This window comes from Nocardioides euryhalodurans, assembly GCF_004564375.1.
GTDB lineage: Bacteria > Actinomycetota > Actinomycetes > Propionibacteriales > Nocardioidaceae > Nocardioides > Nocardioides euryhalodurans.
In genome coordinates this window covers 2,457,812-2,479,656 of the sequence record NZ_CP038267.1, presented here as the reverse complement: position 1 = coordinate 2,479,656, position 21,845 = coordinate 2,457,812, and the positions used below count along the sequence as shown (strand labels likewise).

General features: G+C 73.8%; 9 protein-coding genes. 4 read left to right on the top strand and 5 right to left on the bottom strand.

Annotation, left to right across the window (positions count from 1 at the left end):
• The first annotated feature begins 104 nt into the window (after positions 1–104).
• Genes EXE57_RS11825 through EXE57_RS11810 form a run of 4 tightly spaced genes read left to right on the top strand, consistent with a single transcriptional unit; the run spans position 105 to position 8,910 of the window.
• Positions 105–2,855 carry a hypothetical protein gene (locus EXE57_RS11825; RefSeq protein ID WP_135077750.1) on the top strand — a complete coding sequence of 917 codons (2,751 nt, stop codon included), beginning with the start codon at positions 105–107 and terminating at the stop codon, positions 2,853–2,855.
• Positions 2,852–4,117, top strand: a complete 1,266-nt coding sequence (locus EXE57_RS11820; protein WP_135077748.1) for a type 1 periplasmic-binding domain-containing protein — start codon at positions 2,852–2,854, stop codon at positions 4,115–4,117. The genes EXE57_RS11825 and EXE57_RS11820 overlap by 4 nt, the downstream gene beginning before the upstream one ends.
• A gap of 48 nt (positions 4,118–4,165) precedes the next feature.
• Entirely contained in the window at positions 4,166–8,536 is a 4,371-nt protein-coding gene (locus tag EXE57_RS11815) for an FtsK/SpoIIIE domain-containing protein (protein ID WP_135077746.1), read from the top strand.
• Between the two features lie 23 nt (positions 8,537–8,559).
• A complete protein-coding gene (locus EXE57_RS11810; RefSeq protein WP_135077744.1) occupies positions 8,560–8,910 on the top strand; it encodes a hypothetical protein in 351 nt (116 codons plus the stop codon).
• A 24-nt stretch (positions 8,911–8,934) separates the two neighbouring features.
• On the opposite strand, the gene EXE57_RS11805 is transcribed toward EXE57_RS11810, so the two are convergent.
• The 5 genes from EXE57_RS11805 to EXE57_RS11785 form a co-directional block, all read right to left on the bottom strand.
• Positions 8,935–9,567 (bottom strand): hypothetical protein, encoded by a 633-nt coding sequence (locus EXE57_RS11805; protein ID WP_135077742.1) that lies wholly within the window; start codon positions 9,565–9,567, stop codon positions 8,935–8,937.
• Between the two features lie 25 nt (positions 9,568–9,592).
• A complete protein-coding gene (locus tag EXE57_RS11800) occupies positions 9,593–15,007 on the bottom strand; it encodes a DUF6531 domain-containing protein (protein ID WP_135077740.1) in 5,415 nt (1,804 codons plus the stop codon).
• Between the two features lie 136 nt (positions 15,008–15,143).
• On the bottom strand, positions 15,144–15,425 hold the full coding sequence (locus tag EXE57_RS11795) for a pyrophosphorylase (RefSeq protein ID WP_135077734.1): 282 nt from the start codon (positions 15,423–15,425) through the stop codon (positions 15,144–15,146).
• Positions 15,426–15,631: 206 nt separating this feature from the next.
• Entirely contained in the window at positions 15,632–16,453 is an 822-nt protein-coding gene (locus tag EXE57_RS11790; RefSeq protein WP_135077738.1) for an Imm1 family immunity protein, read from the bottom strand.
• A 10-nt stretch (positions 16,454–16,463) separates the two neighbouring features.
• A complete protein-coding gene (locus EXE57_RS11785) occupies positions 16,464–21,827 on the bottom strand; it encodes a DUF6531 domain-containing protein (protein ID WP_135077736.1) in 5,364 nt (1,787 codons plus the stop codon).
• Between the last annotated feature and the right edge of the window lie 18 nt (positions 21,828–21,845).

The window sequence follows — 21,845 nt, the reverse complement described above, 5'->3', positions numbered from 1 at the left end:
TTCCTCATGCTGTCCACAATGGCTCCTATTCTGGAGCGGTCTCTAGGGGTCGGCAGTCGGCTTCGACGTGCCAGCAAGCAGCACCATCTACATGGGGGAACACCGTGATCTCGGGCAAGGTTGTCAAGAAGTTCGTCGCGGCCACGTCGGTCGCGGTCTCAGCCGTGCTCGTCACGGCCTCGGTGGCGCCGGCGGCGCAGGCGGACGTCGAGAGCACCAGCAACCGGGTGCTCCAGTCGGTCTCGGTGGCGATGTCGCCGGACGGCACGCTCACCGGCGTCGACGGATCCCTCGTCGAGACCAGCGGCAGCGCCGAGGACGCAGAGGCGCAGGCGTCGTCCTACGCCCCGTCGGACGTGGCGACCGACCTCCCCGTCCGCGTGCTCACCGCCTGGCGGACCTCCGAGGGCGCAGGCACCGACCTGTCCGACCTGCAGGGCTACTCCGGACGGGTCGCGATCGACCTCACCGTCCAGAACCTGACGGTCGAGCCCCAGATGCTCCAGTACGACGTCGACGGCACGTCCCGGTCGCAGGCCGCCCTGGTGGGCTCGCCGCTGACGATCACCGCCTCCGCCGGTCTGGGTGACCTGGCGCCGGCCACCATCGTCACCGACGACGAGGACACCGGCCGCAACGTCACCAACGGCGTGATCGGCCGATCCGCCGACGGCACCACCGTGCAGTGGGCCGCCATGCTCGCGCCGCCGACCCTGAGCTCGTCGGCCGAGCTGAGCCTGGTCGTCGACGCGAAGAACTTCGACGTCCCCGAGTTCGACCTCAGCGTGCAGCCCGGCCTGGTGACCGACCCCTCGATCGGCGCGCTGGTCGACTCGGCCTTCAACCCCGGTTCCTCCGACGAGCTGGAGCTGCAGTCGCGCACCATCTCGCTGATCGGTGAGGTCAACGCCGTCCTGGCCCGGGCGAGCGGGACCATCTCCGACGTCCGCTCCAACCTCACCAGCTCCGCGGAGACCCTCGGCACCCAGACGGTCGCCGACCTCCAGTCCAGCACGGAGAGCGTCACCTCCAACATGCGTGCTCTCGACGGCGCGCTCCAGGGCCTGCAGGGCGACCTGTCCTCGACGCTGGAGTCGACCGGTTCCTCGGCCGTCGCCGAGCTCGACCAGGCGGTGACCGCCGTCGACCAGATGCTCGGTGACACCTCGGCGCCCGTCCCCACCGCCCAGGTCGACGGCAACGGCTGCCGCACCACCGTGGCCCCGCCGAAGGGCAGCCAGAGCATCTACGGCAACCTGCTCCAGGTCGCCGGCCAGCTCAAGGGCTACGCCGAGGCGACCGAATTCTGCAAGGAGCAGCTCAGTGACTCCCTCGCCACGACGATCGGCGACGAGGAGACCATCGACGACTGCGACCCGCAGGCGCAGACCCAGTCCGCGACCTGCTCGCTGCTCGGCGCCAAGACCTCCTTCACCGACATCGCCGAGGACCTGCGCGGCCTCGCCGACGACGCGGTCGAGCTGCTGAACCCCGACCTCTACGGGCAGGCGCTCGACGCCTCCCAGCGACTGGGCACCGCCGTCGGACAGCTCGAGACCCTGACCGGCCTCCTCGACAGCGGCCGCCTGGTGACCCTGCAGACGCTGCGGGACGCCAAGAACCTGGTCCGAGGCGACGACCCCGAGACCCCGCAGGACGAGACCGGCCCGCTGGCCCGCGAGGCCGCGATGATCGGCGCCGAGCTCGACGCCATCCACACCGACGCCATCGCGCTCGAGGGCGCGCTCGACCTCGAGGGCATGCAGACGCAGGGGGCGGAGGCGGCGGCCCAGGCGGCGACGCTGTGCGGCGCCGTCCTCACCCCCGAGCAGCGGGAGGCGCTGGACGCCACGCTGGTCGGGCTCCGCGGCACCGACTGCGACGACGCGGACCCCACACCGGACGCCCGGGACGCGCTGGTCGAGCGCCTCGACGCGGACAACTACCCGCAGCTGCAGGAGATCATCGAGTCCAGCGACGTCGAGGGTGGCGCTGCCGGGGCTGCGGCCGCGCTGTCCGAGATCGAGGACATCCGGGTCGACCTGGACGAGGGCATCCAGGAGGCCCTCGACCTCAAGCGGGGCAACCCGCCGCGGACCCTGGAGGAGATCAGCCAGGCGCTCGGGACCGCGTTCGACGAGCTCAGCATCGCCAAGACCGACCTCGACGACGCCGTCGAGGACCTGGAGCAGGTGAGTGCCGACGTCCCCGAGATCGAGGCCGAGATCGACGCCGCGGTCGACGCGGCGAAGGCGGAGATCGAAGCCCAGCTCGGTCGCGACATCGGTGGTCTGGCGACCGCCCGCGACTCCGCCGACGAGGAGCTCGGCACCATGTTCGACCGCTCCCGCGAGGGCCTGAGCAACTCCGCCGACGCCGTCGTGCGCGACGGTCGCAGGACCCTGGCCGGGCAGAAGCAGGACTTCGCCCGGGCGCAGGCCGAGGCCGGCAACCGGATCTCGAGCGAGATCGAGGGCGGCCTGTCGCAGATCAACCAGGGCGTCAGCGCCTCGACCCGCGACATGGAGGCGGCGACCGCGCTGCTCACCGCCGACCTGCGCAAGGTGCTGCTCGACCTCGGCGCCCGCGAGGTCGACGGGGGCGGCCTGCTCGGCGCGATGGCGACCAACGCCGCGACGGCCCGCACCGCCGACTACCAGCTCGCGCTGGCGACCAACGCGACGACGGCGTACGCCAACGTCCGCAGCCGCGACATCGGCGGGATCCTGCTCCAGCAGGCCCAGACCGACGCCGCGCTGCAGATGCTGGCCGACCTGCCGGCCTTCGAGCTGGACCTGCCGGCCGGATCGGTGCACCGCACCGTCTACAGCTACCGGATCGGGGACGGCCAGTGAGCGCCCGTCGTCCGCTCCTGGTCCTGGCCACGGTCGCGCTGCTCGCGACCACCACGGCCTGCACCGAGGAGGAGAAGCCGGCGGAGACCGGACGACCGGTCAGCCCGGTCTCGGTGGAGCTCTCGCCCGACGGCGTCCCCGAGGAGGTGCCGGTCGGCGTGGTGGTCAGCCTCAGCTCGGCCCCCGACGAGGGCCGGCAGTGGAACGAGGCGGCCGAGGGCGCGCGGGTGGCGGCCTACCGCTACCAGCTCGGTGGCGTCGACGTGCCGATCCTGGCCCGTGACGACGCCGGCACCATGAAGGGCGCCGCAGAGGCCGTGCGCGAGCTGGTCGACGAGGGTGTCGCCGGGATCGTGCTGGCCACCGAGGGCGACCACGTCTCCGGCGCGCTCGACGCTGCCGCCGAGGCCGGCGTCCCCGTCCTGATGCCGTACGCCGGCGGCGGCGACCCGGCGGCCGGGTCCTGGTCCACCGGCGCCTCGCAGGAGCAGGTGGGCGCCGCGCTCGGCGCCGCGCTCGACGCGGCCGGCGCCAGCCAGCCGGCGCTGGTCGACCTGGGGGGCGGCGACCTGCCGGGCCTCCCGACCGACACCACGATCCGGGTCCGGCCCGGCGGCGCCAACGCCGACCTGGCGCGCAACGCCGCCCGGGCCGCGCGGGGTGCCGACGCGATCGTCGTCTCCGGGCCGGCCGAGCTGCAGGCGCCGCTGGTCCAGGCGCTGCAGTCCCGCGACGTCCAGCTCCCGGTGTTCCTCAGCGACGACGCCGTCAGCCCGGCCTTCGCCGACACGCTCGCACGCTCGGGCGCCTCGCTGAGCTCCCCGCTGACCACGGCCGGTCTCGACACCGACGACGTGGCCGCGCTCGACTCCGGCACCAGCGGGGCCGCGGTCTCGGCCTACCTCGCCGCGGTGCGGGTCACGGCCGAGGACGGCGAGGTGACCGACTTCTTCGACAACGAGCCGTTCGAGACCGTCGCCGGTGCCGCCGACGTGCGCAGCCACGACGCGGTCGTGGCGCTGGTGACCGCGGCGGCGGCCGCGGCCAGTGCCGACCCCGCCGACGTGCAGGAGGCCCTGGCCTCGTTGACCGTCGACCACACCGACGGCGCTGCCGGCCCGACGCTGGAGTTCGGGTCGGCCTCGACGGTCGCGGCCGACTCCGTCGTCCCGCTCCAGGCCACCACCCAGGACCCCGGCCTGCGGCCGGTCTCGCTGGCCGGCACCCCGCGGCTCTACTGGTTCGCGGCGCCCACCGACTGATCCGACCGGGTCGCAGCCTGGTCACCACGACCGACAAGGAGACGACGCGTGCGCCTCGCGATCGAGCTGGACGGCACCCGCCACGAGGTGGAGACGTCCCAGTACGCCGAGACCGCCACGCTGGGGGACCTGGTCGAGGCGGTGTGCGGGGTCGCGGTCGACGGCGAGGACACCCTCTGGGTCGACGACCGTCAGCACACCGCCAACGCGCGGCTCTCCGACGTGCTCCTGCTCGAGGGGTCGCGGGTCGCCCGGTCCTCGCTCGAGCTGCCGCCGCAGGTCCGGGGCTGGGCGGCGCTGATGTCGGGTGGCCTCGCCGCCGGTCAGACCGTCGCCGTACCGGCGAAGCGGCCGCTGCTCATCGGCCGGTCGCCCCAGGCCGACCTGACCGTCGACTCCGTGAGCGCGTCGTGGAGCCACGCCAGGGTCGAGAGGGCCACCGAGGTCGAGGGCAGCGACGAGGGCGACGAGGACGAGCCGAAGAAGAAGAAGCAGCCGGATGACGAGCCGCCTCCCGAGAAGAAGACGATCCACGGCCTGCGCGTCACCGACGACGGCTCCACCAACGGGACCTACGTCGACGGGGTGAAGGTGCCCGAGGAGGGCATCTTCGTCACGAGCGAGGCGGTGGTCGTCGTCGGCGGGACGGCGGTGACGCTCCGGCCCGACCTTGCCGAGTCGCTCGCCCCGGCCCCCGGCAGCCTGCACAACGTCACCACCGCCGGAACCGCCCCGTTCAACCGGCCGCCGCGGCCCGGCCGTCCCGCCGAGCCCGACGCGGTGGTGCCTCCCGTCCACAAGGACCCGCCGCCGCCCAACCGGTTCAGCATGGCGACGGTCGTCGCCCCGCTCCTGCTCGCGGTCGTCATGGTCATGATGATGGGTCCGCGGATGGCGGTGATCGCGCTGATGAGCCCCGTCATCGCGATCGGCACCTGGTGGGAGCAGAAGCGGCGACGCAGGTCCGACGTCGAGGAGGAGGACGAGCGCTTCGCCGAGGCGCTCGACGGCTTCCGCGAGGACCTCGCCGAGGCGACCACGGCCGAGCGGTCCCGACGCCGCGACCAGGTCCCCGACCCCGCCACCGTGATGCGCCGCGCGGCGCTGCCGACCACGAAGCTCTGGCAGCGGCGGCCCGTCGCCGGCGAGATGCTGCGCCTGCACGCCGGCGTGGGCGACGTGCGGTGGGACGCCCCGCTGGACACGCAGGCGACCGGCAACAAGCTCGAGGACGCGGTCCGCGACGTGGTCGACGACACCAGCATCCCGGCCGCGCCCGTCGAGGTCGACCTCACCGACGCAGGCGTCGTCGGCATCGTCGGTGACCGTGAGGGCGCGCTGGCCGTCGCCCGCAGCCTGGTCTGCCAGGCCGGCGTGCACAGCGGGCCTGCCGACCTCACCATCGGCGTCTTCTGCGACGCCGGCCGTGACGAGGCCTGGTCGTGGACGACCTGGCTCCCCCACGTCCGTCACATCGGCGACGGCGCCGGCGGCCAGTGGCTCTCGGCGGAGCGTGGCCGCAGCGAGGCGCTGCTGCGGGGTCTGCGCGACGGCATCGACTCCCACATCACGCCGACCGTGCTGCTCGTCATCGACTCCGACGTGCTCACCGAAGGTCGCGACGCCCCGGCCCGGAGCCTGCTGGGCCACGGCCGGCCCACCGGCAGCGGACTGGGGCAGACCCGTGAGACGACGCAGGTCTCCGGCATCGTCATCGCCGCCAACGAGGAGGCACTCCCTGCCTCCTGCACCACGGTCGTACGCGTCCAGCCCGACGCCCACGGGACCGTCACCCGCCCCGACGACCTGACCACCGTCGACGACGTGGTGCTCGCCGGGGTCGACGTCGACACCGCCCGCCGCTGCGCGACCGACCTCGCCCGCTTCGACGACCCCGAGCTGGTCGTCCCCGGCGCGGCACTGCCGGGCCTGGTGCGGCTGCCGCCGCTGCTGGGGCTGGAGGAGATGACGGCCGAGGCGATCCGCAAGAGCTGGGCCTCCTCCACCCGGATCTCCACGCCGGTCGGCGTCGGCGAGAACGGCACGTACGGCATCGACCTGGTGCGCGACGGCCCGCACGGCCTGGTGGGCGGCACGACCGGGTCGGGCAAGAGCGAGTTCCTCCGCTCCCTGGTGGCCGGCCTCGCGGCCCGCAACGACCCGACCCGCCTCACCTTCATCCTGATCGACTTCAAGGGTGGGGCGGCGTTCGCGACGTGCGAGCGGCTGCCCCACACGATCGGCACCGTCAGCAACCTCGACGAGCAGCTGGCCGACCGCGCGCTGCGGGCCCTCGAGGCCGAGATGCGCTACCGGCAGCGGGTGTTCGCGGCCGCGGGGGAGGGCATCGACAACCTCGACGCCTACCTCGCCACGAACCCGGCCGAGCCGATGCCGCGGCTGCTGCTGGTGGTCGACGAGTTCGCGATGCTCGCCAAGGAGTATCCGGACGTGCTGTCCTCGCTGGTCAGCGTCGCCGCCGTCGGTCGTACGCTCGGCGTCCACATGATCCTCGCGACCCAGCGTCCCGCGGGCGTGGTCAACGAGGACATCCTGGCCAACACCAACCTGCGGGTCGCGCTGCGCGTGCAGAGCCGGGACGACTCGATGAACGTCGTCGGCGTCCCGGCGGCCTCGGCCATCGGCCGCACCCAGATGGGTCGGGCGTTCGTGAAGCTCGGCCAGGACGACATCACCCCGGTGCAGACCGCGCTGGTCACCGGCCGTTCGGAGTCCTCTGCCTCGACCCTGGTCGACGCCCATCCCCTCGGCTTCGGCGAGGTGGTCAAGCCCGCGAGCCGCGTGGTCGTCGACGAGGACGCGCCGACCGACCTCGACCTGCTCATCGACGCCATCGTCGGCGCCAACGAGGACGCGGGCTACGGCCCGCCCCGCCCGGTGTGGCCCGAGCCGCTCGGCGAGCACCTCGAGCTGACCCCCACCCTCTCCCCGGAGGCGGCGGCGAGCGGCGTCCGTTCGGTCGGTGGCGTGGACGGGAGGATCGTGCAGGTCGGGCTGGCCGACGACCCCGACCGGCAGCGGCAGATCCCCGTGGGCTGGGACCTCGACGGCGGCAACCTGCTGCTGATGGGCATCCCCGGCAGCGGCACGAGCACGACGCTGGCCAGCCTGGCGCTGACCCTCGCCTCGGAGCACGCGCCCGACGAGCTCGACCTGATCGTCCTCGACATGGGGTCGCGCGACCTCGCCCCGCTCGCCGAGCTGCCGCACACCGCCGCGTACGTCGGCTCCGGCTCGGCCTCGCGCGAGCAGCAGGTGCGGCTGATGAAGCACCTGCGCGCCGAGCTCGACCGGCGGCGTACGGCCCCCGGACCGCACCGCCGCACCGTCGTGCTGATCGACGGCCTGGCCGCGCTCCGCGACGAGTACGACGACTTCGAGGGCATCAAGCTGCTCGAGGGCCTCTACCGCGCCTACGCCGACGGCCCGGACGTCGGCATGTGGTGCGCGGCGACGACGTCGCGGGCCAAGTCGGTGCCGGCAGCGATCGACGAGGTGACGACGCAGAAGTGGCTGTTCCGCCTCGCGGACGCCTATGACTACTCCTCGGCCGGCGTCCCGGTGAAGCTGGCGCCGGCCCCGGTCCCCGGGCGCTGCGTCTTCGCGGAGACCAAGCTGCAGACCCATGTCGCCTCGCCCTCGACGTCGCTGTCGGAGGCCGTCACCACGGTCGGCCAGCGGTGGCCTGATGCCGCACCCAAGGCGAGCGTCGTCGGCCAGCTGCCCGAGGAGGTCACCGTCGCCGAGCTCGGCGCCCACGCCCAGGTCACCGGTGAGCCGTGGCGGATCCCGGTCGGCATCCGGGAGTCCGACCTCGAGCCGGCCGTCCTGGAGACCTACGAGGGCGAGCACGTGCTGATCGCCGGGCCGCCCCGTTCGGGCCGGTCGACGCTGCTGCTCGCCATGGTGGAGTCACTGCGCGCCGGGGCCGCGGCCGACGGGGTCGACCTGGCGGTCTGGGGGATCTGCGGGCGTCGCTCGCCGCTCGCGGACGCCGGCCTGGACAAGTGCGTCGTCGGTGACGACGGCCTCGCCCCGCTGCTCGCGTCCGCCCGCGTCCACCGAGGCCCGCTGGTGCTGGTGGTCGACGACGCCGAGCAGTTCGACGACTCCGACCAGGCGATCGCCGGACTGATCACGGCCCGGCCGACCGATCTGCTGGTGATCGCCGCCGGACGTTCCGACGACCTCCGCTCGCTCTACAGCCACTGGACCAAGACGGTGCGCAAGTCACGTACGGGAGTCCTGCTGCAGCCCAACGTCGACTACGACGGCGACCTGCTCGGGGCGGCGCTCCCGCGACGGTCCCCGGTCGCGGTGACCGTCGGTCGGGGCTACCTGTCCTCGGCGGGCAGCCTGGAGTTCCTGCAGGCGGCGAGCCCCACGCCGGAGTCCTGACGCGGATCCCTACGATGACGGGCATGATCTCTCGGGCGAGTGTGGTGGCGGCTGTCCTGGCGGTGACCCTGGCAGGCTGCGGCGGCGGGGACGACTCCGACGCCGGCCAGCCGGCGGCGAGCGGCGCGGTGGAGACGCTGCCGTCGTGCGAGGAGACGTGGGTCGTCGGCGAGACGCTGCCGGCCGACTACGACGGCTGCGTCATCACCGGCAACGAGGTGCAGGTCTTCAGCCCGGGCGAGTGCCCCAGCGGGGCCCAGTACGCGACCTACGAGGATCGCTACTTCGCCATCCCGGGCGAGGCTGTCCAGGAGGTCACGAGCGGCGACATCTTCAGCGACCCGGACTTCACGGAGTTCACCGAGAGCTGCTGAACCAGGGCGCCCGGCGCCCGGCGGTCAGGTACGGGCACCGAGCTGGCCGAGGCGGGCGACCAGGAGGCCGACCGTGGTCCGCTCCATGTGGGAGGCGTCGACCATGCCGCTCGCGGCGTCGCCGACGCGCTGCAGGTACGCGGACAGCTCCTCGTCCGCGACCCGCTTCTCGTCCTCGGACCGGGCGACCATCAGGCGCTGCAGCAGGACGCCGGCGTCCCGGGCGAGCTCACCCTCGCCCGCAGCGCTGAGCGCATCCGCCAGCAGGCCCAGGGCGCCGACGCTCGAGGTGCCGCGGGACTCCACGAGGCGGCGGGCGCGACGCTCGACGTCACCCCGGTCGATGTCGCCGTCGTGGCGCCGGTCGGCCGTGGACGCGGGTTCCGAGTCCTCGGCGGACGCCCCGCGCCACAGGCCCGTCCCGCCGTCCCACCCCAGGTCGGCCGCCAGCACGACCGGGGCCGCGTCCTGCCGGTGTCCGCCGAAGAGCTCGGCGATCAGACGGGTGGGGTGCGAGGTCACGCTCCGCTGTGCCTGCCCGGCGGACCCGGGCGTCGGGTGCTCGACCTCGTAGACGGCGCGTCGCCGCACCAGGCCCTGGTCCGGCAGCCGGCGCGCACGCACGCGCGGCGAGCCCTCCGGCGCCGGCCTGCTCACGATGCCCGGACCGTGATCCGCGGCATCACCGCAGGTCCCCGGCCGCCTGGATGTCCTGTGAGTACTGTCCGTAGCCGCTCACCTGGTCGAGCTCCATCCCGTAGTAGGGCCCCGTTCCGCCGGTCCACCCGTCGGGCATGCCGATGTCGACGAGGTTCTTGCCCTCCATCATCTGGTAGTTGATCCACTTCTTGTTGATCCACATGTTGGCTCGCTCGGCCACGCTGTCGGGCAGGTGGTTGTCCATCGCGTTGTAGAGACCGGTGGGCGTGCCACGGTAGTAGCCGAACCCGTGGGTGTCGGCGTACGGGATCACCCTGGTCTCCATGAACCGCCCCATGGTCATCGTGCTCGACCCCGGGTTGTGGGTCATCGAGTTCATGATCCGGCCGCCGATGGCGTGGCCCGCTCCGCCGCCGGCGCCGCCGAGGAGGGCCCCCGAACCGGTGCCGATGATCGTGGCGCGGGCGAAGCCCCCCGGCGTGTGCGGACCCGGACCGGTGGCGTACTGGTAGCCGCTCATCACGCCGCCGCTGATCCCCCCGGAGGACACCCCGGCCACCACGGCTGCCCTGGTGCCGGTGAGGCCGGCGCGCGCGGCGATCCCCGCCCCGCCGAAGCCACCGAGGGCACCTGCGACGGCGACCTGGCCCCAGTTGACCTCGCCCGTCGTGGCCTTCTGGATGATGGTGTCGGCACCCGCACCGATGAGCATCATCCCCGCCGGGCCGCCGACGCCGGTGGCGACCAGGACGCCGCCGGCGATGACCATCGCGCCACCCGCGACGTACTCCCAGTTGTCGGCCATCCAGTCGCCCGCCGCAGCCAGGGCGCCGTTGTTGGCAGCGGCGTACGCCGCCAGCTCGGCGTCCGTGACCGGACGGAGGCCGGTGGGGTCGAGGGCGTGGAGCGGGTCGTTGCCGGCGTAGGCGTAGGGGTTGCCGGACCAGCCGGAGCCGACCACCGGGTCGAGCGGGTCGACGGACAGGAACCCGCGGCTGGAGGGGTCGTAGACCCGGGCGCCCAGCCACTCCAGGGGGTCCGCGCCGCCGAGGCTCAGCTCGCCCGCGGCTCCGATCTCCCAGCCGGCGGCGAGCGCGTCCCCCGAACCGGTGACGGGTGGTTGCAGGGACCAGGGGCCGGTGGGGTCCTGGGACCGCGAGGTCCGCCAGCCCGCTGTGGCCCACTGGTCGCCGATCCCGGTCACGGGTCCGGCGGCGATGACGGGGGTGTCGCCGGCCTGGACCAGGCCGGGGGCGTAGGGATCTGCCGAGTCCCAGAGCATCGCCTGCTCCGGCTCCTCGCCGGACGCGATGGCGGCGAGCTCGCCGCGGGCGTCGACGTGCACCCGGGTGTGGGTCACCCGGTCGCCGACGCGGTCGGTGACGCCCGACAGCCAGCCGGTGGCGGACCACTCCAGCTCGCGCACCCGTCCGTCGGGGTGCTCGGTCCGGATCCTGCGGCCCAGCTCGTCGTGGTGGTGACGGGTGGTCCCGCTGGGGTCGGTGACGGACACGAGCTGTCCGGCGGCGTCGTGGGCGTACGCACGCCCCGGGCCGTCGGTCGACTCGGCGACCAGGCGGCCGGCGGCGTCGTAGCGCCACTCGACGACCGCGTCGTCGGTCCGGGCCTCCACCAGCTGGCAGGCCTCGTCGTAGTCGTAGGCGATCGTGGCGTCGTCACGGTCGAGGGCGATGATCCGCCCGCTGTCGTCACGCGTGATGGTGGTGCGGGACAGACCGTCCGCGTCGCCCACGGTGTGGGCGACGACGAATCCCTCGCGGTGCTCCCAGGCCTGGAGCATCCCGCCCGCCGAGGCCGCGACCAGCCGGCCGGACGCGTCGCGCTCCAGGGTCGCGGTGCCCAGCAGCGGGTGCTCGACCCCGACCAGGCGTCCTGCGGTGTCGCGCCGGTAACGGGTGGTGCTGCCGTCGGGCGTGGTCATCGACGTCCGGCGCCCGTCGGCGTCGTAGTCCCACGAGACCTCGAGCTCGTCGCGGCGACGGCTGACCAGCTGCCCCCGACGGTTCCAGGACGTCGTGTGCTGCACGGCCCGGCCGTCGGGGCGGGTGTGGTCGGACACGACCAGGCGCCGGGCGCGGACGTCGCGCTCGATGGTGGTCATGGTCCGGCCGTCGACCGCGGTCCCGGCCAACCGCCCGGACGCGTCGTAGGTCCAGGTCGTACGCCGGCCGGTCGGGTCGGTCTGCCAGGCGATCCGTCCGCTCTCGTCGTAGCCCGCGCGGGTGGTGCGGCCGAGCGGGTCGGTCTCCGCGATGCAGCGGTTCATCGCGTCGAACTCGCGGCGGGTGACGTTGCCGAGCGGGTCGGTGATCTCGACGGCCCGGCCGTTCCCGTCGTAGCCGTAGCGGGTCACGCCCCCGTTGCCGTTGACGACCTCGACCAGCTGTCCGGCGGCGTCGTGGCGGTAGCGCCGTCGGCCGTACCAGGTGTCGGAGGACTCCACGACGCGGCCGGCCCGGTCGTAGCGGTAGCGCGCGATGCCCTGCCCGGGCTCGAACCGGGCGGTGACGCGCCCGGTCGGGTCGTAGTCGGTCCAGGCGACCTCGCCCGTGGGCAGCACGCGGCGCACGACGCGGCCGTCCACGTCGTACTCCTGGGTGGTGCGCGCACCCTCGGGGTCGACCAGGGCGGCCAGCCGGCCGCAGGCGTCGTAGTCGCGGGTGGAGCGCGCTCCTCCCGGCGTCGTGACCGCCACGACGCGACCGGCTGCGTCGCGCTCGATCCGGGTCAGTCCGCCGTCGGCGTCGAGCAGCTCGACGGCTCGCCCGCAGCGGTCGTACGTCGCCATCGCCGTCGATCCGTCGGCCTGCTCGCGGGCCGTCAGCCGACCGAACGCGTCGAACCGGGAGCCCAGGGACGCGTCCCCGTCGCCGACTGTCAGGGTGCCAGCGAGGCGGTCCGTCACGAGGTCGTGGCGGACCCCGGTGGGGTCGACGGTGGCCGAGACCTGACCGGCCGAGTCGTGCTCCCGCGTCCAGTGGGAGCCGGCGGGGTCGACGGTCTCGACGAGCCGGGAGAGGGCGTCGTGGGTGAACTCCCAGCGGGTGCCGTCGGGCAGCTCGACCGAGGCGAGGTTGCCGAGGTCGTCGAGGTGGCGGGTGACGGCACGACCCAGCGGGTCGACGGTGCGGGTCTCCTCGCCGTGCGGGCCGTGCTCGATCTCGGTACGGGCGCCGAGCGGGTCGATGGTGGCGGTGAGCCGGCCCGCGGCGGTGTGCTCGTAGCGCCACACGGCGCCGTCCGGGTCCTGGCGCGCGGCGAGCAGCCCGGAGGGCGCGTAGGTGAAGGTGGTCCGGTGGCCGCTCGGGGTGATCGCGGCGGTGACCCGTCCGGTCGCATCGCGCTCGACCCGCGCGGTGTTGCCGAGCCCGTCGGTGGTGGCGACCAGGTCGCCGTGCTGGTCGTGCTCGAAGCCCACGACGACCCCGGTGGGGTCGACGAGCTGGGTGAGCAGCCCGTCGACCCAGGTCATCCGGGTGACCCCGCCCTCGGGGTCGGTGATCGCGACCGGTTCGCGGGCCTCGCCCTCGTAGGAGTACTCGGTGACCGCGCCCGACTCGGCGACCACGGTGGTGATCCGGTCCAGCTCGTCGTAGCCGAACGTGAGGTCGGCACCGGACGCAGTCACGGTGCGCGTACGCCGGCCGCGGTCGTCGTACTCGTGGACGGTGGTGGCGTCGTCACGCTCGGTGACGAGGACCACGTTGCCGTGAGCGTCGTAGCTGGTGGACTGGCGTTGCTCGTGGGCGTCGACGACGCCGATCAGCCGGCCCTTGGAGTCGTGGAGCCAGGTGTTGGAGCGGGTGCCGTCCTCGTCGGAGACGACCGTGACGTTGCCGGGCAGGTAGGCGAACCGGGTGCGGCGGCCGAAGGCCGAGCGCTGGTGGGTCACCCGCCCGTGCTCGTCGTAGGCGTTCTCGGCCTCGACCACCCCGTCGGCGTCGGTGACCGAGGAGATCAGGCCGGCGTCGTCCCAGGCGTAGGAACGGGTGCCGGCCGGTCCGGTGACGCCGGTCAGCCGACCGGAGTCGTCGTAGGCGTAGTCGAGGTGGCGGCCGTCCGAGGCGGTCGCGCCGGTCACCCGGGTGCCGGCCTCGTCCCACGACAGGTCGACGGCGCGGCCGCGCTCGTGCTCCAGGCGGAGCAGCCGGTCGTCGTCGTGGACGAGCCGGATGGCCGCACCCGGCCGGGTCGCGAGCTCGACGAGACGACCGCGGTCGTCGTACTGCCACCAGGCGCCCTGGTTGTCACGGGCGCGGGATCCCCGGGCCGTGGCCTCGAGCCACAGGTTGGCCCCGGTGGCGCGGTCCCAGCCGGTGCCGAGCCGCGGGAAGACGATGACGCGACCGTCGGGCAGCGTCATCCGGGCGGCCTCGTCGTCCAGCGCGAGGCCGGCCTCGGTCCACGAGGACCAGCCCGGACCGAACGCCCCCGCGGAGGAGTCGAAGGAGTTGTAGGTCCGGGTGAGCGCGAGGGCCGAAGCGGCTCCGGGGAAACCGAGGTCGGTCTCGTTCTCGAGGAAGTTGCCGGTCGCGGTGTTGACCGGGTCGTTGGCGTAGCCGCTGGTGGGCGGTGCGCCGTAGGCGGTCGGCGGGTCGATGACGATGTCCTGGCGCGAGGCGTCGACGCCGGCGGCCTGGAGGGTGGCCAGCAGCGCGGAGTCGGACAGGGTCGAGACCGCACCCTCCCCGCCCGCGGCGGCGAACGCGTCGGCGACGAGCGTCGCCCAGCGGACGTCCTCCTCGTTGGCCGTGACGTACTTGTCGAAACCGGTGAAGACCCCCGAGGCGTCGATGCTGCCCCACTGGCAGCGCGCCGAGAAGCTCGAGTAGCGGCTGCGCAGGGTCGCGGGCTTGGAGTCGATGGCCCGGTTGGCGCCACGGGAGCCGTTGGCGAAGGCCCGCAGGTCCTCGGGCCTGGCCGAGGAGGTGCCGCCGCCGCCCCCACCCCCGCCCGAGCCGGGGGTGGGAGTCTCGCGGGTGCCGTTGACCGGCGCCGACACCGGGATCGTGGGCTCGGCGGCCGGCGGACCGACCGGCGGGTCGTCGCCACCGAACACGGCGTCGACACCCTTGTCCCACAGGTTGCGGTCGTCCTGCTCCTGCTTCCACTGCCTCGCGGTCTCGCGGCGCTGCTGCTCCTTGCGCGCCTCCTCCTTGAGCAGGCGTACGCCGGTGGCGACCTCCCGCAGCCGGGAGGCCAGCTCGGTGGCGTCGGCGGCGGCGACCGAGGCGTTGGAGCGGAACAGCTCGGAGAACGCGCCCCGGAAGTCGGTCAGCGCGGTGTTCTTCCACGACGCCCGCGACCCGGCCTGGCCCTCGATCACGTCGGCCGCCGAGTCACACCCCTGACTGAAGGCGTCAGCGGTGGCGTCGTCGAAGACGACGTCTTCCTCGATCGCACCCAGGTCGGCCACGACTCAACTCCTCTGCAGGTGTACCCGGACTACTGCTGCAGCGCGTGCACCGGGCCGGTCGTGCGGCCCGGGCCCACGGCACCACACCGATCACTCGCCCGGGTGGGGGCGAGTGGTCAGTGAAGCGCCGCGTGGCTCAGGCGCCGCCGCCGGCGGACATGATGTTCTGCGAGATCTGGGTCAGCTGGCTGCGGAGCTCCTCGAGCTCCTGCTTGGCCTTGTCGAGAGCCGCACGCGTCTCGGGCCAGGTCGAGCCGCGGAACTTCTCCGCCAGCGGCCCGTCCCACACGTTGGGGTCGGACAGCGTCTTGCCCTGGGAGTCGAGCTGGCTGATCTGGTCGGTGAAGCCACCGTTGATGATCGCCTGCATCTGCTGGATCGAAGTCTTGGCCTGCTCGGTGGAAAGAACGCGAGACATGTCACACCCTCACTGTGCCGACCTTCGCATGATCGGCGTCGTCGTCGGTCAGGACACGAGGACGACTCGTCCGGCGCCGGGACAGGCACCACCCGAGAGACCCCCGTCGGCCCCCGATGATGCCACGTCCTCAGCCGCGGGTGGAGGGCTCCCGGGTTAAATCGGGGCTGGACCTCGGCGGCACCTGCGAGGGGGTGAAGCCGCCCTCATCGGGTACGCCGGGCCGGCCCGTCGGTCCGCTGCAGCGCCGGGGGGCGCATGTCGGCCACCTGGCGGTCCCCGTGCCACGGCAGGCCGGGTGCGCGCTGCCCGGTGCTGCGGAAGTGCTCGACCGCCCGCAACGCCGGGTCGACGGTGGTGGTCTGCGGGCCGCGGAAGCGACCGGGCCAGCCCGCGATCGTCACGGCCACCTCGTCCTCGTCGGCATCACCGTCAGGAGTCGTCAGGTGGTGCCAGGTGGTGCGGTGGTCGGTGTGGTCGTCGGACTCGTAGACCATCATCGCCCCCCGCGCGTCACCACCGACGTCGAGGCGGGCCGCGCCCCGCAGGATGCTGACGACACTGCGCCGGTCACCGTCCAGGGCCCGGACGGCCGCTGCCACGCGCTCGGCGCTCGGGGCCTCGAGCCGGTGTTCGTCGTCCCCGTCGGTCCAGGTCAGGAGCACCGACCCCGCAGGGGGAGGCTCAGGCGAGGACCGTCGGCCGCCGGGCCGCCGGGACCGTGCATCGAAGAGCACCGAGCCGACCACCAGCCCCGCGAGCAGGGCCAGGGACCAGCTGAGGTTCCACGCGTCCGGCAGGCCCATGGTCTGTCCGACGGCGACGCCTCCGAGCAGGCCGACCAGCACGGCCACGCCGCGTGCGGCTCCCGACAGGATCCCGAGGGCGGCACCGATGACCAGGCCGACGGCCACCGTCACCGCCACGGTCAGGGGCGACACCTCGCGGAAGAGCGGGACGACGATCCCGAGCCCGAGGCACAAGCCCACGACGGCCACCTCGACGGCGCCGAACCGAGCACTGGTCATGGCGCCAAACCTAGTCGCTGAAGACGTCGTACGTGGCCCCCTGCGCCGCGCCCGCCCCGCCCTGGAGGTACATCGACTGGGTGTTGGTGCCGCCGAGGTTGAAGGCGCCGCTGACCGTGCGCGGACCGAAGTAGGAGGTCTGGTTGAGGGTGGTCATGCCCGAACCCGAGGGCATCGTCACCGACGAGACCGCTCCGGTCGCGGTGTTGACGCCGCCGGACAGCGCAGCCTGACCGTAGTTCACGGGCTGACCGTTGATCGTCTGGTTGACGACGGATCCGCTGAACCCGCCGAAGAAGTTCACGCCGCCCGTGGCCGCGTGGGCGGTCAGGCTGGTCGAGCGCTGCCCCAGCTGGGTGGCCAGCGTGCCGCCGGACGGACCTGCCGCGCCGCCGATCGCCCCGGAGACGAAGCCGCCGGCCCCGGCGCCGACGGCGCCCTGCCAGGTCAGGTTGCCCCGGTTGTTGATGACGTACGCCGCCTCGGCCCCGGCCGCGTTGACGCCGCCGTTGACGAGCATGGTGGTGCGCAGCGCGGCCGTGCCGTTGACGCTGGCGCGGGTGGCCCACGCAGCCCCGGCTCCACCCACGAGCCCGAGCCCGCCCGAGACGGCGACCTGCCCCCAGTTCACCTCGCCGGTCGTGGCCTTCTGGATGATCGTGTCGGCACCGGCGGCCACCAGGGCCATGCCGACCGGACCGCCGAAGCCGGTGGCGATCATGATGCCGCCGCCGATCACCATCGCCCCGCCGACGAGGTACTCCCAGTTCTCGCTGACCCAGCCGTTGTTGGCGTCCTTGTAGGCCTGGAGGTCCGCGTCGGTGGCGGGCCGCAGGCCGGTGGGGTCGAGGGCGTGGAGCGGGTCGTTGCCGGCGTAGGAGTAGGGGTTGCCGGCCCAGCCGGCCCCGATGACCGGGTCGAGCGGGTCGGTGGAGAGGAAGCCGCGGCTGGCCGGGTCGTAGACCCGGGCGTCCAGCCACTCCAGCGGGTCGACGCCGCCGATGATCAGCTCGCCGGCCGCCCCGATCCCGAGCCCGGCCGGCAGGCCCGGCACCACGGGTCGTCCCGGGCCGCCGGAGACCCCGGCCTGCCACGGGTCGGTGCCCTCGCCGCGACCGGTGCGCCAGCCGGCAGGGATCCAGTCCTCGCCGACGCCGGTGACGGCGCCGACCGGCAGGAGCGGAACCTCACCCACCTGCAGCAGGCCCCGGCCGCGGGGTGAGGCCGTGTCCCACCAGAGCTCGGTGTCGCCGACCCACGCCAGCTGACCGGTGGCGTCGACGTGGAGCTCGGTGCGCTCGACGTCGTCGCCGGCGCGCTCGGTGACCGCCGAGAGCCAGCCCGTGGCCGTCCACGAGAGCTCGCGGACGCGGCCGTCGGGGCGCTCGGTCCGGACCCGTCGGCCGCAGCCGTCGTAGTCGTGCCGCGTGGTGAGGCCGTCCGGCCCCCGGGTCGCCAGCAGCTGGCCGGCCGGGTCGTGGGTGTGCCCCCGGACAGCGCCGTCGACGGACTCCGTGACCAGACGCCCCGCGGCGTCGTAGGACCAGCGGGTGACCGAGCCGCCCAGCCGGGACTCCACCAGCTGGTGGGCCAGGTCGTAGGCGTACGTCGTCCGCTCGCCTGCCCTGTCGATGCCGGTGATCCTGCCGTCCTCGTCACGGGTGACCTCGGTGCGGGTGGCGCCACCGGCATCGGTGTGCACGTGGGCCACGACGAAGCCGTCGAGGCGCTCCCAGGTCTGCAGCGTGCCGTCGGCGGTGGCCCGGACCAGGCGTCCGGACCCGTCCCGCTCCAGCACGGCCCGGCCGAGGAGCGGGTGCTCGACGACGGACACGCGGCCGGCGGCGTCGCGCTCGAAGGTGGTGCTGCGGCCGTCCGGCGTCGTCAGCGAGGTCCGGTTCCCGTCGGCGTCGTAGGCCCACGTGGTCGCCCGGTCGTCGCGCACGTGCCGCACCAGCTGGTCGCGACGGTTCCACTCCAGGAGGTGGGTGGTGGTGCGGTGCTCCTGGGTGTGGTCGGAGATCCGGACCGTGCGCGCGCGGGGGTCGTGCTCGACCGAGGTCACGAGTCGGCCGTCGACGACCTCCGAGGCGATCCGGCCGGCGGTGTCGTGGGTCCACTCCACCCGGGAGCCCGTCGGGCTCTCCTGGAAGGCGAGGCGACCGGCGGCGTCGTAGCCGGCGCGGGTCGTGCGGCCCAGCGCGTCGGTCTGGGAGACGGGTCGGTCCAGCTGGTCGTAGCTCCGGCGCGTGGTGTGGCCCAGCGGGTCGGTGACCGCCACGGCGCGACCGCGGGGGTCGCGCTCGAAACGGGTGACGCCGCCGTTGCCGTTGACGACCTCGACCAGCTGACCGGCTGCGTCGTAGCGGAACCGGCGGCGTCCGAACCAGGTGTCGCTGGACTCCACGACCCGGCCCGCGGCGTCGTAGCGGTAGCGAGCCACGCCGCGACCCGGGACGGAGGCGGCGGTGACCCGGCCGCAGGGGTCGTGCTCGGTCCAGGCGACCTCACCGGTCGGCAGCACCTCGCGGACCAGCCGTCCGTCCGCGTCGTGCTCGTACGTGGTCCGGGCCCCGGTCGGGTCGACGAGGGCGGCCAGCCGACCTCGGGCGTCGTACTCGAAGCGGGTGACGGCGCCGGTGGGCGAGGTGACGGCGACAGCACGCCCTGCGGCGTCGCGCTCGATCCTGGTCAGGCCCCCGTCACCGTCGAGCAGCTCGACGGGACGACCGCAGGCGTCGTGGACGGTGACGGCGGAAGTGCCGTCGGGGTCGGTGGCGGCGGTGGCGCGACCGAGCGGGTCGAAGGACCAGGTCCGGTCCGCCTCGCCGTCCCCGACCGTGAGCGTGCGAGCCGGCCGGTCCACGGAGGCACCGATCCGGACGCCGGTGGGGTCCGTGGTCGCGGTCAGGTCGCCGTTGGCGTCGTAGTCGTAGCGCCACTCCGCGCCGGCAGGATCGGTCGCGGCCACCAGCCGCGACAGTGCGTCGTGGGTGAACTCCCAGCGGCTGCCGTCGGGCAGCTCGACCGAGGCGAGGTTGCCGAGGTCGTCGAGGTGGCGGGTGACGGCACGACCCAGCGGGTCGACGGTCCGGGTCTCCTCGCCGTGGGACCCGTGCTCGATCTCGGTGCGGGAGCCGGTCGGGTCGATCACGGCCGAGAGCCGGCCCGCGGCGGTGTGCTCGTAGCGCCACACGGCGCCGTCCGGGTCCTGACGCGACCCGAGGTGCCCGTGGGGCAGGTAGGTCCAGCGGGTGCGGTGACCCAGCGGCGACACCGAGGCCGTGACGCGACCTGTGGGGTCGCGCTCGAGCCGGGCGGTGTTGCCCAGGGCATCGGTGGTGGCCACCAGGTCGCCCCGGTCGTCGTAGTCGAACCGGACGGTGACGCCGACCGGGTCGACCATCTCGGTGAGCAGGCCGGCCCGCCAGCTGAACCGGGTCCGGCCGCCCTCCGGGTCGACCATCAGCGAGGGGTTCCGGTCCGCGCCGTCGTAGGAGTACTCGACGACGCCGCCTGACTCGGCGACGACCGTGGTGATCCGGTCGGCCTCGTCGTAGCCGTAGGTGAGGTCGGCGCCGGACGGGGTCACGGTGCGCGTACGCCGGCCGCGGTCGTCGTACTCGTGCACGGTCACCGAGCCGTCGCGCTCGGTCACCATGACCGGGTTGCCGTGGGCGTCGTAGCTGGTGGACTGGCGGCGCTCGTCGGTGTCGACGACGCCGATCAGCCGGCCGCGCTGGTCGTGGAGCCAGGTGTTGGAGCGGGTGCCGTCCTCGTCGGAGACGACCGTGACGTTGCCGGGCAGGTAGACGAACCGCACCACCCGACCATGGGGCGTGCGCTGGAGCGTCACCCGTCGGTGGGCGTCGTAGGCGTTCTCGGCCTCGACCACCCCGTCGGCGTCGGTGACCGAGGAGATCAGGCCGGCGTCGTCCCACGCGTAGGAACGGAGGCCCGCCGGCCCGGCCGCCGTGACCAGGCGCCCGGAGTCGTCGTAGGCGTAGTCGACGGTGCGGCCGTCGGAGCCGGTGGCCCGCACGATCCGCTCGTCGGCCCACGTGAGGTCGACGGAGCGACCGCGCTCGTGGACGACCCGCACCAGGCGACCGGCGTCGTGCTCGAGCCGGACGGTGGTGCCGGCTCCGTGGGAGAGCGCCGAGAGCCGCCCGGCTCCGTCGAAGGTCAGCACCTTCCCGTCGTTGGTGGTCGCCTGCAGCCCGGCGTCGTCGCGCGCCAGCCACATGTTCTCCCCGGTGGCGCGGTCCCAGCCGGTGCCGAGCCGCGGGAAGACGATGACGCGACCGTCGGGCAGCGTCATCCGGGCGGCCTCGTCGTCCAGCGCGAGGCCGGCCTCGGTCCACGAGGACCAGCCCGGGCCGAAGGCGCCGGCCTGCTGGCTGAAGGAGTTGTAGGTGCGGTCCCAGACCAGGGCCGCGGTGGCGCCCGTGAAGGACAGGTCGACCTCGCGCTCGAGGAAGTTGCCGGTCGCGGTGTTGACCGGGTCGACGCTGTAGCCCGTGGTCGGGGGGTGGCCGTAGGCGGTCGGCGGGTCGATGACGATGTCCTGGCGCGAGGCGTCGACGCCGGCGGCCTGGAGGGTGGCCAGCAGCGCGGAGTCGGACAGGGTCGAGACCGCACCCTCCCCGCCCGCGGCGGCGAACGCGTCGGCGACGAGCGTCGCCCAGCGCACGTCCTCCTCGTTGGCGTCGAGGTACTTGTCGAAACCGGTGAAGACGCCGGAGGCCTCGAGCCGGCCCCAGCCGCACCCGGCCTCGAAGGTGGTGTAGGCGGAGCGGCACATGGCCGGCTTGGCGCTCAGCGTCTGGTTGGCGCCGCGGGAGCCGTTGGCGAAGGCCCGCAGGTCCTCGGGCCTGGCCGAGGAGGTGCCGCCGCCGCCCCCACCCCCGCCCGAGCCGGGGGTGGGAGTCTCGCGGGTGCCGTTGACCGGCGCCGACACCGGGATCGTGGGCTCGGCGGCCGGCGGACCGACCGGCGGGTCGTCGCCACCGAACACGGCGTCGACACCCTTGTCCCACAGGTTGCGGTCGTCCTGCTCCCGCTTCCACTGCCGCGCCGTCTCGCGGCGCTGCTGCTCCTTGCGGGCCTCCTCCTTGAGCAGGCGTACGCCGGTGGCGACCTCCCGCAGCCGGGAGGCCAGCTCGGTGGCGTCGGCGGCGGCGACCGAGGCGTTGGAGCGGAACAGCTCGGAGAACGCGCCCCGGAAGTCGGTCAGCGCGGTGTTCTTCCACGACGCCCGCGACCCGGCCTGGCCCTCGATCACGTCGGCCGCGGCGTCGCAGCGACTCGCCAGCGTGTCGGCCGCCCCGTGGTCGAAGCGGACGTCCTCGTCGATCGCACCGAGGTCAACCACAGCTCACACCCCTCATCG